Origin of the sequence: Streptomyces sp. NPDC048255 (assembly GCF_040652415.1) — a bacterium.
Lineage (GTDB): Bacteria > Actinomycetota > Actinomycetes > Streptomycetales > Streptomycetaceae > Streptomyces.
This window is the reverse complement of sequence record NZ_JBEZMA010000002.1, coordinates 304,969-321,733: the sequence shown is the minus strand read 5'-3', so window position 1 is coordinate 321,733 and position 16,765 is coordinate 304,969. Positions and strand designations below refer to the sequence as shown.

13 protein-coding genes and 1 pseudogene are annotated in these 16,765 nt (G+C 71.8%); 8 read left to right on the top strand and 6 right to left on the bottom strand.

Annotated elements, in window-relative coordinates:
• The first annotated feature begins 122 nt into the window (after positions 1-122).
• A complete protein-coding gene (gene gndA / locus AB0D94_RS03850) occupies positions 123-1,568 on the top strand; it encodes an NADP-dependent phosphogluconate dehydrogenase (RefSeq protein ID WP_362045004.1) in 1,446 nt (481 codons plus the stop codon).
• A 303-nt stretch (positions 1,569-1,871) separates the two neighbouring features.
• Here the strand turns inward: gndA and AB0D94_RS03845 are convergent, their stop codons facing one another.
• The 3 genes from AB0D94_RS03845 to panD are packed head-to-tail and all read right to left on the bottom strand — an operon-like array spanning position 1,872 to position 3,298.
• Positions 1,872-2,510, bottom strand: a complete 639-nt coding sequence (locus AB0D94_RS03845) for an aspartate/glutamate racemase family protein (RefSeq protein WP_362045002.1) — start codon at positions 2,508-2,510, stop codon at positions 1,872-1,874.
• Positions 2,504-2,863: a GNAT family N-acetyltransferase gene (locus AB0D94_RS03840; RefSeq protein ID WP_362045000.1), complete on the bottom strand. Its 360-nt coding sequence runs from the start codon at positions 2,861-2,863 to the stop codon at positions 2,504-2,506. The genes AB0D94_RS03845 and AB0D94_RS03840 overlap by 7 nt, the downstream gene beginning before the upstream one ends.
• Before the next feature lie 15 nt (positions 2,864-2,878).
• A complete protein-coding gene (gene panD, locus AB0D94_RS03835) occupies positions 2,879-3,298 on the bottom strand; it encodes an aspartate 1-decarboxylase (RefSeq protein WP_362044998.1) in 420 nt (139 codons plus the stop codon).
• A gap of 320 nt (positions 3,299-3,618) precedes the next feature.
• On the opposite strand from panD, the gene AB0D94_RS03830 reads away from it, so the two are divergent.
• From AB0D94_RS03830 to lysA, 5 genes are all read left to right on the top strand, one after another.
• The gene (locus AB0D94_RS03830; protein ID WP_362044996.1) at positions 3,619-4,098 is read left to right on the top strand and encodes a VOC family protein; all 480 of its coding nucleotides are present in this window, start codon (positions 3,619-3,621) and stop codon (positions 4,096-4,098) included.
• Positions 4,099-4,467: 369 nt separating this feature from the next.
• Entirely contained in the window at positions 4,468-7,137 is a 2,670-nt protein-coding gene (locus tag AB0D94_RS03825) for a SpoIIE family protein phosphatase (RefSeq protein WP_362044994.1), read from the top strand.
• A 122-nt stretch (positions 7,138-7,259) separates the two neighbouring features.
• A complete protein-coding gene (locus AB0D94_RS03820) occupies positions 7,260-8,402 on the top strand; it encodes an extracellular solute-binding protein (RefSeq protein ID WP_362044992.1) in 1,143 nt (380 codons plus the stop codon).
• A gap of 205 nt (positions 8,403-8,607) precedes the next feature.
• Entirely contained in the window at positions 8,608-8,943 is a 336-nt protein-coding gene (locus AB0D94_RS03815) for an SAV_915 family protein (protein ID WP_362044990.1), read from the top strand.
• Between the two features lie 13 nt (positions 8,944-8,956).
• Positions 8,957-10,291, top strand: coding sequence for a diaminopimelate decarboxylase (gene lysA / locus AB0D94_RS03810; RefSeq protein ID WP_362044988.1), 1,335 nt, complete (start codon positions 8,957-8,959; stop codon positions 10,289-10,291).
• 29 nt (positions 10,292-10,320) lie between these two features.
• On the opposite strand, the pseudogene AB0D94_RS03805 reads toward lysA, so the two are convergent.
• From AB0D94_RS03805 to AB0D94_RS03795, 3 genes and pseudogenes are all read right to left on the bottom strand, one after another.
• A pseudogene (locus AB0D94_RS03805) lies at positions 10,321-11,718 on the bottom strand (amino acid transporter); the annotation flags it as partial.
• A gap of 115 nt (positions 11,719-11,833) precedes the next feature.
• Positions 11,834-13,885, bottom strand: coding sequence for a potassium-transporting ATPase subunit KdpB (kdpB, locus tag AB0D94_RS03800; protein ID WP_362045051.1), 2,052 nt, complete (start codon positions 13,883-13,885; stop codon positions 11,834-11,836).
• 315 nt (positions 13,886-14,200) lie between these two features.
• The gene (locus AB0D94_RS03795; RefSeq protein ID WP_362044986.1) at positions 14,201-16,093 is read right to left on the bottom strand and encodes an APC family permease; all 1,893 of its coding nucleotides are present in this window, start codon (positions 16,091-16,093) and stop codon (positions 14,201-14,203) included.
• 239 nt (positions 16,094-16,332) lie between these two features.
• Between AB0D94_RS03795 and kdpF (AB0D94_RS03790) the strand changes: the two genes are divergently transcribed.
• Both kdpF (AB0D94_RS03790) and kdpF (AB0D94_RS03785) read left to right on the top strand, forming a co-directional pair.
• On the top strand, positions 16,333-16,422 hold the full coding sequence (gene kdpF, locus AB0D94_RS03790; protein WP_362044984.1) for a K(+)-transporting ATPase subunit F: 90 nt from the start codon (positions 16,333-16,335) through the stop codon (positions 16,420-16,422).
• A 249-nt stretch (positions 16,423-16,671) separates the two neighbouring features.
• Entirely contained in the window at positions 16,672-16,761 is a 90-nt protein-coding gene (gene kdpF, locus AB0D94_RS03785) for a K(+)-transporting ATPase subunit F (protein ID WP_037789535.1), read from the top strand.
• Positions 16,762-16,765: the final 4 nt, after the last annotated feature.

The following is a 16,765-nucleotide window of genomic DNA, read 5'->3' as shown; positions in this document are numbered from 1 at the left end:
GGCGCAACAGGGCGCGCTCAAGCCGAAATTGACGCTCTGTCGACGTGTGGGAGACCGGCGGCACGGGGTGGCGGGGTAGCGTCGGCACTCCCCGCACATCGAAGCACGCAGGAGCGCACGCAATGAGCACCAGCACAGCCCAGATCGGCGTCACCGGGCTCGCGGTGATGGGCAGCAACCTCGCCCGGAACTTCGCCCGGAACGGGTTCACCGTCGCCGTGCACAACCGGACCACCGCGAAGACCACGGCCCTGGTGGAGGAGTTCGGGCACGAGGGCGTCTTCGTGGCGGCCGGGTCGGCGAAGGAGTTCGTCGACGCGCTGGAGCGCCCCCGGCGCCTCGTCATCATGGTGAAGGCCGGCGAGCCCACCGACGCCGTCATCCGGGAGTTCGCCCCGCTGCTGGAGGAGGGCGACGTCGTCATCGACGGCGGCAACGCTCACTTCGAGGACACGCGGCGCCGCGAGAAGGAACTGCGCGAGCAGGGCATCCACTTCGTGGGCGTGGGCATTTCGGGCGGCGAGGAGGGTGCGCTGCTGGGCCCGAGCATCATGCCAGGCGGCTCGGAGGAGTCGTGGCGGTCGCTGGGCCCGCTGCTGGAGAAGATCGCCGCCAAGGCCGAGGACGGCACCCCGTGCACCTCGCACGTGGGCCCCGACGGCGCCGGGCACTTCGTCAAGATGGTGCACAACGGCATCGAGTACGCCGACATGCAGCTCATCGGCGAGGCCTACCACCTGCTGCGCGACGTGGCCGGCTACTCCCCCGAGAAGATCGCGGCGACCTTCCGGGAGTGGAACCGCGGGCGCCTGGACTCGTACCTGATCGAGATCACGGCGGAGGTGCTCGCGCACACGGACGCCGCGACGGGCCGCCCGTTCGTCGACGTCGTGGCCGACGCCGCGGAGCAGAAGGGCACCGGCCGCTGGACCGTGCAGATCGCACTGGACCTGGGCGTGCCGGTGTCGGGGATCGCCGAGGCCGTCTTCGCCCGGTCGGTCTCCGGCCACCAGGACCTGCGGACGGCCGCGCGCGGGCTGGCGGGCCCGACGGCCGCCGCGCTGTCCCCGGCGGCGGCGGATGCCTTCGCCGCGCAGGTGGAGCAGGCGCTCTACGCGTCGAAGATCGTCTCGTACACCCAGGGCTTCCACCAGATCCGGGCCGGTAGCGAGGAGTACGGCTGGGGCGTGGACCTGGGCGCGATGGCCTCGCTGTGGCGCGGCGGCTGCATCATCCGGGCGGCCTTCCTGGACAGGATCCGCGCCGCGTACGACGCCCGGCCGGACCTGCCGAGCCTGCTGGCCGACGAGAGCTTCGCCGCTGAGATCGGCGCGGCGCAGGACGACTGGCGGGCCGTGCTCGAGGCGGCGGTCGGCAACGGCATCCCGGTGCCCGCCTTCGCGGCCTCGCTGGCGTACTACGACGCCCTGCGCGCAGAGCGGCTCCCGGCGGCGCTCACCCAGGGCCAGCGGGACTTCTTCGGAGCGCACACCTACCGGCGCACCGACCGCGAAGGCTCGTTCCACACCCTCTGGAGCGGCGACCGCTCCGAGGTCCGTACGGACTGACGCGGGCGCAAGCCCTCAGCTCAGGGGCCCGGGCTGGGGAATCGGCGCGGGTCCCGGCGGCGGGGGTACGGGGTCCGGTTCGGGCACCGGCCCGGGGACGGGCGGTACGGGCCGCGGCATGGGCTCGGGGTCCGGGAAGGGGTTCGGCCCCGGCGTGGGGCCGGGCCCGGGCCCGGGCGGCTGCGGGTCGGGGACCGGTGGCTGCGTCTGGTCCGCCTCGCGCTCTTGCTCTTGCTTTTCCTTTTGCACCATGTGTCCCACCTTCCCGCGATCGAGGCGGGTACGCCGCCCGGCACGGCCCGATCAGGCGGGATGCGGGGAAAGCAGCCGCAGGCCGGCGGCCAGACCCGGGGCAGGGCTGGCGAGCACCGGGACGCGGGTCGCGGCCAGGTCCGCGGCGCCGGCCATGGAGACCTGGGCCAGGACGATGACGTCCGCGTCGGTGACGGCCTCGGCGGCCGCCGCCACCCGGGCGAGGCAGCCGGCGGTGTCCCCCGCCGCGAAGCGCTCCCAGGCCCCGGCGACCACGTGCGTACTGATCGACACCGGGGCTCCGGCGGCCTCCTCGGCCAGCAGCGCGCGGGTCGGCGCCAGGGTCGACTCCAGGGCGGCCAGTACGGCGATCCGCCGGCCCGTGCGCACGGCCGCCGCGGCCATCGGCCGGTCCACGCGCAGCACCGGGGCGCCCAGCGCGGGGGCGAGGGCCTCGGCCACCGCGCCGATCGTCGAGCAGGTGACCAGCACGGGACCCGGCCCGGCGTCGGCGAGCAGCCCCAGCAGGGCCGGAGCCACCGACTCGGGCCCGTCGGCGCGGGCCCGGTCCAGTAGCTCCGGCACCACCAGGTGCCGCAGTGCGGCCCCCGGGTGGTTCCGGTCGCGCAGCGCGTCGAAGACCGGGACGTGCACGGGCGAGGTGTGCAGCAGGAGCAGCCCCGTCACCACAGGTCCGCATCGGATGCGAGCTGCGCCTTGGCAGCCGCGACCACCGCGGCCGGCGCCCCGGGCGCCTCGTCGGGATGTTTGGCGGCCCAGCTCGCCGCGTAGGGACACAGCGGGACCACGGGCACGCCCTCGGCGGCGGCGATCCCGTAGAAGGTGCGCACCAGCCCCCCGGCGATCCCGCGGCCCTCGTGCTCCGGCTCGACGACGGTGTGCACCGCCACCAGTGCGTGGGGCGCCTCGGCGAGCACGAAGTAGGCGATGAACCCGACCACTGCCTCGCCCTCGACGGCGAGCAGCCGTCCGGCCTTCCGTTCGTCCTGGAACTCGATCGGCGTGCTCCGGTCCTGCGGCATGGTCCCCGACTCCCCTCAGCCAGCCACCGCGTGGGGGCTGCGCTCCTGATCCGTACCCGGCACCGGGGCGGAGGGATCCGCGCCCAGCTCGACGATCCGGTTGTCGCCGTCGACGTGCACGACGCGGGGCTCGAACACCCGGGCCTGGGCGTCCTCGATCTGCGCGTAGCTGATGAGGATGACGAGGTCCCCGGGGTGCACGAGGTGCGCGGCGGCGCCGTTGATCCCGATGACCCCGGACCCGCGCTCCCCCTCGATGACGTACGTCTCGAGCCGTGCCCCGTTGGTGATGTCCACGATGTGCACCAGCTCACCGGGCAGCAGATCAGCGGCATCGAGCAGATCGGCATCGACGGTCACGGAGCCGACGTAGTGCAGATCGGCCTGGGTGACGGTCGCCCGGTGGATCTTGGACTTGAACATGGTACGAAGCATGCGAATACTCCCGATATGTCTGCTCCCTGCCTGCTTCATGCAGGTCAAGGGCGGTCCCGGCACCCTACAACGACTCGCATCTCCGGTCAGCTCTCCCCAGGTCTTTCAGGAGCCGTACTGACCAATTGCTGACTCCTCTGACGCGCCCCGGTCATGACGCACCCCGGTCACGCCGCCCGGTCGTGTTCGGCCGCGTCCCTTCGGGGCATCCGTCGCGGGGCGCTCGCGCGGCGCCGGCGCGTGTCCCGCGGGATCGGGATATCAGTGGTCGCAGGCGGCGGTCGGCGGTGATCGCCACTCTTCGGAAAGGCTGGAACCCGGTGGCCGTCAAACCCGTTCCCGAAGGATATCCGCGCGTCACGCCCTACCTCTGTGTCGACGGAGCCGCGGCCGCGATCGACTTCTACGTCTCCGTGCTCGGCGCGAACGAGCGGATGAGGATGCCGGCGCCGGGCGGCAAGATCGGCCACGCCGAGCTGGAGCTGGGCAACTCGATCATCATGCTCGCGGACGAGTACCCGGACATGGGATTCCGCTCGCCGAAGGCCGTGGGTGGCACCCCCGTCACCCTGCACGTGTACGTCGAAGACGTCGACGCGGTCTTCGCCGACGCCCTCGCCCGCGGCGCCACCCAGCTGTCGCCGGTCAAGAACGAGTTCTACGGCGACCGCTCCGGGCAGATCGAGGACCCCTTCGGCCACCGCTGGAACATCTCCACGCACGTGGAGGACGTCCCGCCGGAAGAGATGGAGAAGCGGGCCGAGGAGGCCGCGCAGTCCATGGGCCCGAACGGCGGTTGAACCGACCGCCGCCTCTGTCCCGACCCGCCCGTACGCCGCATCCTGGGCGCCTGCACCCGCCCCGCGCCCGACCCGCTCACCACGGCCTTCCTCGACACGCTCACCGCCCACGCCCGCGTCTGAGGTCCCCGGGGCGTCCCGCGCCGGATCGCTCCCGCTCGGCGGCCGTCGCTCCCCGCTGCCGACGGCCCATCGAGGTGGGAAAAATGGAGTATGAGCGACCTCCTCGGACATTTCAGGCGTCTGCTCGGCTCGGCCACGAGCTCTCCCCTTCGGCGTCATCGCTCAGGGCGCCGCCAGGAGCCTCAGGAGCACCCCCGGCCCGAGGCGAGGGCGCGACCGCCGCAGCGCCTGTCCTCCCTGCTGAGCGTGCGCAGCGTGGCCGGCGAGGTGTTCCTGCTGCAGCTGGCCGTCGTGGTGCTGCTCGTCGCCGCCGCGGTGGTGGCGCTCGTGGTGCAGGCCCGGAGCGCCGGCATGCTGGACGCCCGGCACCGTACGCTCGCCGCCGCCGGAACGTTCGCGGAATCTCCGGGGATCGTCGCGGCCCTGCGCGGCCCCGATCCGAGCGCGGTGCTGCAGCCGAGCGCCGAGGCGGCGCGGAAGATCGCCGGGGTCGACGGCATCAACGTGTACACGCTCGACGGGCTCACCCTGACCCACAGCGACCCGGAACAGATCGGGAAACACGTCGTCGGCCCCTTCGCCGAGGCGGCGGCCGGCAAGTCCTTCACCGAGACGTTCGAGGGGTCCCTGGGGCGGTCCGTGGTCTCGGTGGTCCCCGTCAAGGACTCCGACGGCTCCGTCATCGCCGTCGTCTCCTCCCCGGTCACGGTCCAGAACGTCCAGGGCATGGTCAACCGGCAGCTGCCGGTCGTCCTCGGCAGCGCGGCCGCGGTGCTCGCCCTGTCCGCGGGCGGGACGGCTCTGGTGAGCCGTCGGCTGCTGCGCCGGACCCACGGCCTGGGACCGGCCGAGATGACGAGGATGTACGAGCACCACGACGCGGTACTGCACGCGGTGCGGGAGGGCGTACTGATCGTCGGCGACGGCGGACGGCTGCTGCTGCTGGCCAATGACGAGGCGCGGCGGCTGCTGGATCTGCCGGCGGACGCGGAAGGGCTCCCCGTCACGGAACTGGGCCTGGCGGAGGGGATCGCCGAACTGATCGCATCGGGCCGTCCCGCGACCGACGAACTGCACATGGCGGCCGATCGGCTGCTGGCGGTGAACATCCGGCCCACCGACCCGTACGGGCAGGCCGGGACGGTCGTCACGCTGCGGGACACCACCGAGCTGCGGGCCCTGTCCGGCCGGGCCGAGGTGGCGCGCGAGCGGCTGAAGTTGCTCTACGACGCGGGGGTGCAGGTCGGAACGACGCTGAACGTGGAGCGCACGGCGCAGGAGCTGGCCGAGGTGGCGGCCCCGCGGTTCGCCGACGTGGTCACGGTCGACCTGCTGGACCCGGTGCTGCGCGGTGAGGAGCCGCCCGAAGCGAGCACCGAGATGCGCCGCACCGCCGTCGTCGGCCTTCAGGGCGACCACCCGCTCTCCCCCGTCGGCGAGCTGATCCGGTTCGCTCCGACCGGTCCCATGGCCGCCGGGCTGGCCGGCGGCCGTGCGGTCCTGGAGGCGGACCTGCGCGCCACCCACCGCTGGCGGGCGCAGCACCAGGCCAACGCCCGGCAGATCCTGGACCGCGGCATCCACTCGCTGATCGTCGTACCCCTGCGGGCCCGGGGCGTGGTGCTGGGGATGGCCGGCTACTGGCGGGGGCAGGACTCCCCGCCGTTCGACGAGGAGGACGTGTCCTTCGCCGAGGAGCTGACCGCCCGGGCGGCCCTGTCCGTCGACAATGCCCGCCGCTACACCCGCGAGCACGACATGGCCGTCACCCTGCAGCGCAGCCTGCTGCCCCGGGGCGTGGCGGAGCAGTCCGCCGTCGAGGTCGCGCACCGGTATCTGCCCGCCCAGGCCGGGGTGGGCGGCGACTGGTTCGACGTCATCCCGCTGCCCGGCGCCCGGGTGGCCCTGGTCGTCGGCGACGTCGTCGGACACGGTCTCCACGCCGCCGCCACCATGGGTCGCCTGCGCACCGCCGTGTACAACTTCTCCACCCTCGACCTGCCCCCGGACGAACTCCTGAGCCACCTGGACGAGCTGGTCACCCACATCGACACGGACGAGCAGGAGTGGCAGGGGATCACCGGAGCCACCTGCCTGTGCGCCCTCTACGATCCCGTCTCGGGGCAGGTGACTGCCGCCACCGCCGGCCATCCGGGCCCCGCACTGGTCCGCCCCGACGGCACCGTGTCGTTCCCCGAGGTACCGGTCTCCCCGCCCCTGGGCCTGGGCGCGGGGCTGCCCATGGAGACCACGGCGCTCACGCTGCCCGAGGGCTCCCTGCTGGCGCTCTTCACCGACGGGCTGATCGAGAGCCGCGACCGCGATCCGGACGCGGGCCTGGCAGCGCTGCGCGCCGCCCTGGCCGGGCCCGTCCGCACCCCCGAGGAGACCTGCACCGTGGTGATCGACGCGATGCTGCCCACCAAGCCCAGCGACGACGTCGCGCTGCTGGTGGCCCGCACCCGCCGGCTGGACCCCGCGCGGATCGCCGAGTGGGACGTGGACCCCGACCCCGCGGCGGTGTCCCCGGTGCGCAACGCCTGCGCGCGCCGGGTGGCGGACTGGGGCCTGGAGGACATCGCCTTCACCACGGAACTCATCCTCAGCGAGCTGATCACCAACGCCATCCGCTACGGCACCGAGCCCATCCGGGTGAGGCTGCTGTACGACCGCTGCCTGGTCTGCGAGGTCTCCGACGGGTCCAGCACCTCGCCGCACATGCGCCGGGCCGAGGCCACCGACGAGGGCGGCCGCGGCCTGTTCCTCGTCGCGCAGTTCGCCGAGCGCTGGGGCACCCGCTACACCGCCCGCGGCAAGATCATCTGGAGCGAGCAGGCCCTCCACGCCGGGGCCGCGCCGCCCGCGATGGATCCCGGGGAGGGGCTCCTGGCCGGGTGGGACGACGAGGGGTTCTGAGAACGCGCCGGTACGGCAGCCGCGGGGCAGACGGCGGACACCACCGTCTGGGACTGCGCTGCCGAGGCCGCCGAACGTACGCTGGCCTCGATCAGTACGCGATCGCCCGTTATGGAGCCTTTGTGCCCGTACTCCGTCTCCGGACAGCCTCCGTCGCCGCCTGCCTGGCCCTCGCGGTGCCCCTCGGCGCCTGCGGGGACAAGCCCCCCGCCACGCCCAGAGCGCCCGCGGTGGCCACCTCCGCCGCGGACGCCGGCGGTATGGCGGCACTGACCGCAGCGGCGAAGAAGGAGGGCTCGCTCAACACGATCGCGCTCCCGGGCGACTGGGCCAACTACGGCGCACTGATCGACGGCTTCCAGAAGAAGTACGGGATCAAGGTCACGGTCGAGAACCCGGAAGGCACCAGCCAGGACGAGATCAACGCCCTGAAGGAGCACAGGCGCGACGGCCGCGCCCCCGATGTGATCGACGTGGGGGGCTCGTTCGCGCAGGCCGCGGCACGGCAGGGCCTGCTCGCCCCGTACGAGGTGGCCGCGTACGACGACATCCCCGAGGAACAGAAGGACCACCGGGCCCGCTGGTCCAACAACTACGGCGGATACATCTCGATCGGCTGTGACGCCAAGCGCGTCAAGACCTGCCCCGCGACCTTCGCCGACCTGCGCAAGCCCGAGTACAAGGGCAAGGTCGCGCTCAACGGCAACCCCACCAAGTCCGGCTCCGCCGTCGCCGGGGTGTACGCCGCGGCCCTGGCGAACGGGGGTTCCTTCGACGACATCCAGCCCGGCATCGACTTCTTCGCCGAGCTCAGCAGGAACGGCAACTTCATCCCGGTCGAATCCACCCCCGCCACGATCGCGAAGGGCCAGACCCCCATCAGCATCGACTGGGACTTCCTCAACCTCGGATACGCCGACGAATTCCGCGAGAAGGGCACGGACGTCGACTGGCGGACGGCCATCCCCTTCGACGGCAGCTTCGCCCAGTACTACGCGCAGGCGGTGAACAAGGACGCCCCGCACCCCGCGGCGGCACGGCTGTGGCAGGAGTACCTCTTCAGCCCGGAGGGCCAGAACCTCCGGCTCGGCGCCTACGCACGCCCCGTCCTCATGGAGGCCATGGAGAAGGACGGCACCCTCGACAAGGCCGCCGCGGGGAAACTGCCGACGGTCGAGGGCACGCCGACGTTCCCGACGGAGGCGCAGAGGGAGAAGGCAAGAGAGACCGTCAACCGCGGCTGGGACGAGGCCGTCTCGGGCTGAGGACCGGAGCGGTCCGGGTCGGGCGTGCGCCCGCCCCGCTGCCGGCCGTCAGCGATCCGTATGGACTTGGCCGGTAGCCGTCAAAGCCCCGTTACGGGAGGGCCTCAGGTGCGGGCGAACGGGGATAGCTTCGTTGTCGCGCCCCGGACCGCCTCCCCGCATCCGGGGCCTCAACTGCCACTCGTGGTTCCTCTGGGAGGGCCCCATGTGTTTGTTCCAGTACGACGACGACCCCGAGCCTGAGGAACGGAACCCGGCCGGACCTCTCTACGTGCCCGTCCGGCCGGGAACAGCGGAGGTGGTGCTCCGGATGTTCCGCACCCCTCTGGGCGACCGCACCGCCGTCGGATTCACCCGCCGAGACGTGCTGACCGCGACGCTCGGCGCGGAGCAGCCCTGGATCCGGCTGTCCGAGCCGGCGCTGCGCGCCCTGGCTTCGCCGCTCGGCGCGTGCCCGCTGACGATCGACCCGGTCTTCACCGCTCCCGCCGTCACCCCGGTGCCGGCGCGGACGGTCGAGGTCGGGGTCCGCGCTCTGTGAGAGGGAAGTCCCGATGACCGTTGCCGTTCTGTCCGAGGTCGCCGCCGGCGCGGAGGACCTGTCCATATGGCCCGCGTCCGCGGAACTGCTCCCGCACGGCGGCCTGGCCGTCGGCGGGGTGTCGCTGGCGGAGGTCGCCGAGCGGTTCGACACCCCCGTCTACGTCCTCGACGAAGGTGAGGTGCGCGGGCGCTGCCGGACCTATCGGGACGCCTTCCCCGAGGCGGAAGTGCTGTACGCCGCCAAGGCGTTCCTGTCCCGCGCCATGGTGCGCTGGGTGCGGGAGGAAGGGCTGGGCCTGGACGTGTGCTCGGCCGGGGAACTGGAGCTGGCCGTCACCGCCGGGTTCCCGCCCGAGCGCATCGTGCTGCACGGCAACGCCAAGTCACCCCGCGACCTGGGGGCGGCGCTGCGGCTCGGCGTGGGGCGGATCGTCATCGACGGTCCGTCGGAGATCGCCCGGATCGCGGCCGCGGTCGGGCCGGAGGGGCACCAGAAGGTCATGGTGCGGGTGGTGCCGGGCGTCTCGGCCGGCGGCCACGACAAGATCCGCACCGGTACGGACGACCAGAAGTTCGGCCTCTCCCTCACGGACGGCGGCGCACAGCACGCCGTCACGCGGATCCTCGGCCAGCCGCAGCTCGAACTGACCGGCCTGCACTGCCACATCGGCTCCCAGATCACCGAAGTGAAGCCCTACCTGGTGGCCCTGCGCCGCATGGTCGGGCTGATGGCCCGCATCCGCGACGCGCACGGGATCGTCCTTCCCGAACTGGACATGGGCGGCGGCCACGGCATCGCCTACCGGCCGGGCGAAGCCGCCCTCGACCTCACCGCGCTGGCCCGACGGCTGCGCGCGGAGCTCGTCGAGGGCTGCGCCGCCGCCCGGTTGGCCGTCCCCCGGCTCCTCATCGAGCCCGGGCGGGCCGTGGTCGGTCCGGCCGGAGTCGCCCTGTACCGGGTGCTCGCCGTCAAGCACACCGGCGAGAAGGTGTTCGTCGCCGTCGACGGCGGCATGAGCGACAACCCCCGCCCCGCCCTGTACGGGGTGCGCTACGCACCCCGCCTGGTCGGCCGCGCCTCGGCGGCCGGACCCCGTACGGCCACGGTCGTCGGCCGGCACTGCGAGGCCGGCGACATCCTCGCGGCCGACGTGGAACTGCCCGGCGACATCCACCCAGGCGACCTGCTCGCCGTACCGGTCGCCGGCGCCTACCAGTTGTCCATGGCCTCCGGCTACAACCTCGTCGGCCGGCCCGCGGTCGTCGCGCTCCACGAGGGCGCGGCCCGGGTCCTCGTACGGCGCGAGACGCTGGAGGACTTCCGCAACCGGGACATCGGCGGTTAGACGGCGGACGTCGGCGTCCGCCGTCGGCGTCAGCCGGCGTGGACGTGGGGGCGGCGGGCGCGGTCCGGCTCTGCCTCGCGGATGACCTCGCGGGTGACGGGGGCGACCTCGCCCTGGCCGAAGAGGAAGAACCGCAGGAAGTTGGCCATCGGGTTGCCCTCGGTCCACTCGAAGTAGATGTGCGGGCGCTGGCCGGTCTCGTCGCGTACGTGGAGGAGGAGGGCGGCCAGCGCGTTGGGGATGCTGGAGCTCTCCAGGGTCAGGACGCGGTAACGGCCGTGCAGCACCTCGCCGCGTACGCGCATGCCGGACTCGAACTCGGAGGCGTCCAGGACGGTGACCTCGACGAACATCACGTCGTCCTCGGACGGGATGTCGTTGTCCGCGCGGATCTGCTCCTTCTTCTGCCGGTACTCCTCCAGGTCCCGGTTGTCGGGCTCGTTGGCGATGAAGCGGATGGTGCGGTGGGCGGTGTCCCGGATGAACCGCTGCGCCATGTCGTCGAACTCCACGTGCGTGACGCGCAGCTCGAAGACCCGGGCGAGCCGGGAGAGGAGGGAGAGCGCCATGATGCCCCCGATGAAACAGGCGCCGATCTTCACGCCGTCCGGCCGCTCCACGACGTTGACGGCCGTGGTGTAGATGAAGACGGCCGAGATGATGCCGAAGCCGATGGTCCAGCCGCGCTCCCGCGCCCGGCGGGCCGCGATGGTCACGGCGACCGCCGCCGAAGTGATCAGGACCAGGACACCGGTGGCGTACGCGCCGCCCTGCGCGTCCACGTCGGCGTCGAAGATCCACGTCACCAGGAACGCGACGAGGGTGAACACGATCACCATCGGCCGCAGGGCCCGGGCCCAGTGCGGGGCCATGCCGTAGCGGGGCAGGTAGCGAGGCATCAGGTTCAGCAGACCCGCCATCGCCGAGGAGCCCGCGAACCACAGGATCAGGATCGTGGAGACGTCGTAGACCGTGCCGAACGCGGAGCCCAAGTACTCGTGTGCCAGGTAGGCCAGGGCGCGGCCGTTGGCCTCGCCGCCCGGCTGGAACTGGTCGGCCGGGATCAGCAGCGTGGTGATGAAGCTGGAGCAGATCAGGAAGACGCTCATGATGATGGCCGCGGTCGTCAGCAGCTTCTTCGCTCCGCGGATCCGGCCGGCGGGCTTCTCGTCGGTGTCGTCGGGGTCGCCCTTGACGTGCGGCATGACCGCCACACCGGTCTCGAAACCCGAGAGGCCCAGCGCGAGCTTCGGGAACACGATGAGTGCGATGGCGATCATCATGAACGGGTTGCCGTGCTCGGTGGTCAGAGCCTCCGTCCAGTCGGTGACGACGTGCGGTTCGCTGAGCACCTCCCACAGGCCCACCGCCACGACCACCACGTTCAGCCCGAGGTAGGTCGCCACCAGGACCACCGCCAGGCGAATCCTGACGCGTCCTTAACGCGGTCGGACCCACTGTGGCGTAGCGCGAGCCCTTCCCTTGAACATTCGCTGGTCGGGGGTGGGTTCCTCCCCGTACCGGACGACGGCCGGAAGCCCCTCAGCCGAGGCCGGGGACGGTGGACACCACCAGGTCGATGAGCTTGATGCCGACGAACGGCAGGATCAGGCCGCCGAGGCCGTACACACCGAGGTTGCGGCGCAGCAGGTCGTGCGCGGAGGCGGGGCGGTAGCGGACGCCGCGCAGGGCGAGCGGGATGAGGGCGACGATGATCAGGGCGTTGAAGATGATCGCCGAGGTGATGGCGGAGGTCGGGCTGCTCAGGCCCATGATGTTGAGCGCGCCGAGCCCCGGGTGGGCCGCGGTGAACATGGCGGGGATGATCGCGAAGTACTTCGCCACGTCGTTGGTGATCGAGAAGGTGGTCAGGGCGCCCCGGGTGATGAGGAGTTGCTTGCCGATCTCCACGATCTCGATGAGCTTGGTGGGGTTGGAGTCCAGGTCCACCATGTTCCCGGCCTCCTTGGCGGCCGAGGTACCGGTGTTCATCGCGACGCCCACGTCGGCCTGGGCCAGGGCGGGGGCGTCGTTAGTGCCGTCGCCGGTCATCGCGACCAGCTTGCCACCCGCCTGCTCCCGCTTGATGAGGGCCATCTTGTCCTCGGGAGTGGCCTCCGCCAGGTACTCGTCCACGCCGGCCTCGGCGGCGATGGCGCGGGCCGTCAGCTCGTTGTCGCCGGTCACCATGACCGTACGGATCCCCATCCGGCGCAGCTCCTCGAAGCGCTCCCGGATCCCCTCCTTGACCACGTCCTTGAGGTGGATGATGCCGAGGACCCTCGGGCCGTCCCAGTCGTGGACCGCCACCAGCAGCGGCGTGCCTCCGGACTGGGACACGGCCGCCGACCAGGTGGCCGCCTCGGCCGGTACGGTTCCGCCGCGCGCCACCACCCAGTCGCAGACCTGGGTCACCGCGCCCTTACGGATGGCGCAGCCGGCGCCGTTGTCCCAGCTCAGGTTGACGCCGCTCATCCGGGTGCGGGCACTGAACTCGGTGAAGCGGGGGTTGCTGAGGTCCTCCTCGGCGGCCGGCTGAAGCCCGTACCGCTGGGCCAGGTCCACGACGGACCGGCCTTCCGGGGTCTCGTCGGCGAGGGAGGACAGTTGCGCGGCGTCCGCGAGCCTGATGTGGTCGACGCCGGGCAGCGGGATGAAGGCCGTGGCTTCCCGGTTGCCGTGGGTGATGGTGCCCGTCTTGTCGAGGAGCAGGGTGTTCACGTCGCCCGCCGCCTCCACGGCGCGTCCGCTCATCGCGAGGACGTTGCGCTGGACCAGGCGGTCCATGCCGGCGATGCCGATCGCGGAGAGCAGGGCTCCGATGGTGGTGGGAATGAGGGTGACCAGGAGGGCGACCAGCACGGTCGTCGACTGGGCGGCTCCGGCGTACGCGGCCATCGGCTGGAGGCTCACCACGATCAGGATGAAGATCACGGTCAGTGCGGCCAGCAGGATGTTCAGCGCGATCTCGTTGGGGGTCTTCTGCCGGGACGCCCCTTCGACCAGGGCGATCATCCGGTCGATGAAGCTGTTCCCGGGGCGCGAGGTGACCCGTACGACGATCGAGTCGGACAGGACGGTCGTACCGCCCGTCACACCGGACCGGTCGCCTCCCGACTCCCGTAGGACGGGGGCCGATTCACCGGTGACGGCGGACTCGTCCACCATCGCCGCTCCGTCGACCACGTCCCCGTCGGCCGGGACCGGCTCCCCCGCTTCGACGAGTACGAAGTCGAACGGCTGGAGCTCGGCCGGTGTGACCACCTCGGTCCGGGCGTGGCGCAGGTTCGCCCCGTACGTCCAGTGGTCGAGGCGGACCGCGACCGTGTCGGTCCGTGCCTTGCGCAGCGACGCCGCCTGGGCGCGGCCCCGGCCCTCGGCCACCGCTTCGGCGAGGTTGGCGAACAGGACCGTCAGCCAGAGCCAGACGCTGATCACCCAGGTGAAGACGGACGGGTGGACGAGGGCCGAGAGCGTGGTCAGTACGGAGCCGGTCGCGACGACGAACAGCACCGGCTTCTTCACCAGCTCACGTGGGTGGAGCTTGGCCACGGCCACCCGGGTCGAGGCCGCGAGGAGCTCGGGCTCCAGCATGCTCACCTGACCGGAGCGTTTCCGGGACGGCCGGTCGACCGGGGTCCGCGGAGGGGTCCCGGGACCCGGGGGAACGTGCTGCGCGGCGGCGGGAGGCATGAAGCGACCTTCTGGTGGGAGTGCGGGTGAGAGCGGGCGCCGCCGGGGACTGCCTCCATGGACCCCCTCGGCCGTCATGTGAGCATGCGAGGTCCCCGGTGGCGCAACAGGCGGGAAACTACTGCCAGTTGTGGAGGCAGAACGGATAGGGGCGGGGGAATTGGCGCCGTCTTGACGGCGGCGCACGAGCTGCGTCAAGCCGCCGTCAAAGGCACGTCAACGTGCGTCGGCGGTGATGCGGAAGCGCAGCCGGCAGATGACCGCGTCGGTGTCCCGGCGGACGGCGTGGGCGACGACGGAACCCCGCTGGTTCTGCAGCATCCGCTGCCACAGGTGCGCGGGTTCGGTCTCCGGGATGAGGACGGTCACCTGGGCGCCCGGGTGTGCCCGCGCCAGCTCGCGCACGTAGCAGGACACCGGACGGCCGAGCGAGCGGGTGTCCGAGGAGAGCTCGATCAGTTCGACGCCGGGCTTCCACAGCTCCCAGTCCCGGCGCAGGGCCTCGGTGGCCGGCAGGTCCTCGGCGGTGGGGTGGGTGACGGTGACCGCGAGGACTTCGTCGCCGAGGGAGCGTGCGGCGGTAAGGGCCTGGCAGGTCAGGCGGGAGAGGCCGGAGACGGGGACCACGACGAGCGAGTGGGCCCGGTGCGGGGGCTGCGGAACGCGGCCGAGTTCGAGCCGCTCGCCGATCTGCGCATAGGCGCGGTGGATCTTCTCGAAGGCGAGGACGATCAGCGGCAGGGCGAGGACGATCAGCCAGGCGCCCTCGGTGAATTTGGTGGCGGTGACGACGACCGCCGACACACCGGTCAGCAGGGCGCCGAAGCCGTTGAGCGCCGCCTTCGTCCGCCAGCCCCCGGGGCGCTCGCCGTACCAGTGCCGGACCATGCCGATCTGGCAGATGGTGAAGCCGACGAAGACGCCGATCGCGAAGAGCGGGACGAGGGTGTTGGTGTCGCCGCCGGAGAGGACGAGGAGAACGCCGGAGACGAGCGCCAGCCACACCACTCCGTGGCGGTGCACCTGGCGGTCGGCCTTGAGGGCGAAGAAGTGCGGCAGGTGGTTGTCGCGGGCGAGCAGGCTCATCAGCACCGGCAACCCGCCGAAGGAGGTGTTCGCGGCCAGGGCGAGCAGCACCATCGTGGCGAACTGGACCACGTAGAAGGCGAGGTTGTGGCCGAAGGAGGCGTCCGCCAGCTGGGCCAGTACGGTCACGCCTTCGACCGGCTGGAGGTGGAACCGGCCGATCAGCACTGACAGGCCGATCAGCATCACACCCAGCAGGGCGCCGAGGGCCACTTCGGTGCGCTGGGCGCGACGCGCGGCGGGGGCGCGGAAGGAGGGCACGGCGTTGGCGACGGCCTCGACGCCGGTCAGGGCGGAGCAGCCGGCCGCGAAGGCCTTCAGCAGGAGCAGAGCGCCGACGGCGGTGGCGCCTTCACCGAGTGCGGAGGCGTGTCCGGCGGCCGAGGCGGTACTCACCGGACCGTCCCGGAACAGGCCGACCGCGACCATGGCCAGGATCGACCCCACGAACACGGCCGTCGGGACGAGGAAGGCCTTCGCCGAGTCCACGACCCCGCGCAGGTTCACGGCGGTGACGAGCACCAGGACACCGAGGCAGATCCACACCCGCTCCCCGTACAGCTCCGGGAAGGCCGAGGTCAGGGCGGCCACGCCGGCGGTGACGGAGACGGCGACGTTCAGCACGTAGTCGAGGATCAGCGAGGCCGCGGCGACCAGGCTCGTACGCCGGCCCAGGTGCCGCCTGGCGACCGCGTACGAGCCGCCGCCGTCGGGGAAGGCGGCGATCACCTGCCGGTACGAGGCCACGAGCACCGCCAGCAGCGCGGCGATGGCGAGCGTGACCGGGAGGGCGAACCCCATGCCGTGCGCACCGGCCGCCGCCAGGACGAGCACGATCGACTCGGGTCCGTACGCGACGGACGCCATCGCGTCGAGGGACAGCGCGGCGAGTCCCTGGAGGGCGGTCAGCCGGTGCCGGTCCTGCCGGTCCCCCGTCGAGGGCGTCCTCGCGCCGGTATCAGGCGGCTCCTCCGTGCCCGGGGTCTGTCCTGCCGTGGTCGGCTTTCCCATGTGTATGGCCATCTTCGCTGGTTCCTCCGCTGGACAAAGTCAGGACAGCGTCGGAACGGCGTGGCTGGAAGGCCAGTGTTCTTGGCGGTATCCATACGGCCGGCGCCCCGGTCTTCACGCGCTCCTGACGGCAGGGCCGGGAAGCCGTACGAGGTGCGTCAAGGCCTCATCAGGGTGCGTGCCTCCGCTTCCGGCGGCGGGCAGGCTTGATGGGGGCGCGACAGTGCCCGGCAGCCGCAAAGGGAGTTCGGATGGACGCTGAGAACGTGGTCGGGCTGCTCGTTGCCCTCGCCCTGCTGGGCTATCTCGTGGCCGCGCTGATCAGGCCCGAGAAGTTCTGAGACCAGGACCGGCCTCCGCCGACGGCGGTTCGCGTTAGCGCGACGTCAAGAGTTCCGAGGCGCCCGTATGGAGCCTGTCAAGGTGGCTTAACGCCGGGGTGAAGAGACGGTTGTCTTTTCATCGGCCAGCTGGCCGATTCATTTCTTCCACTTCACTCAGGAGCTCGCGATGGCCGATCTGGCCTTCGTCGTCACCACGGTCGCGGTGTTCGCGCTGGTGGCCCTCATCGCCCGGGGGGTGACCAAGCTGTGAACGCCGAAAACATCGTCGGCCTCGTCGTGGCCGTCTCCCTGCTCGGTTACCTCGTCCTCGCCCTCGTGTACCCGGAGAGGTTCTGAGCAC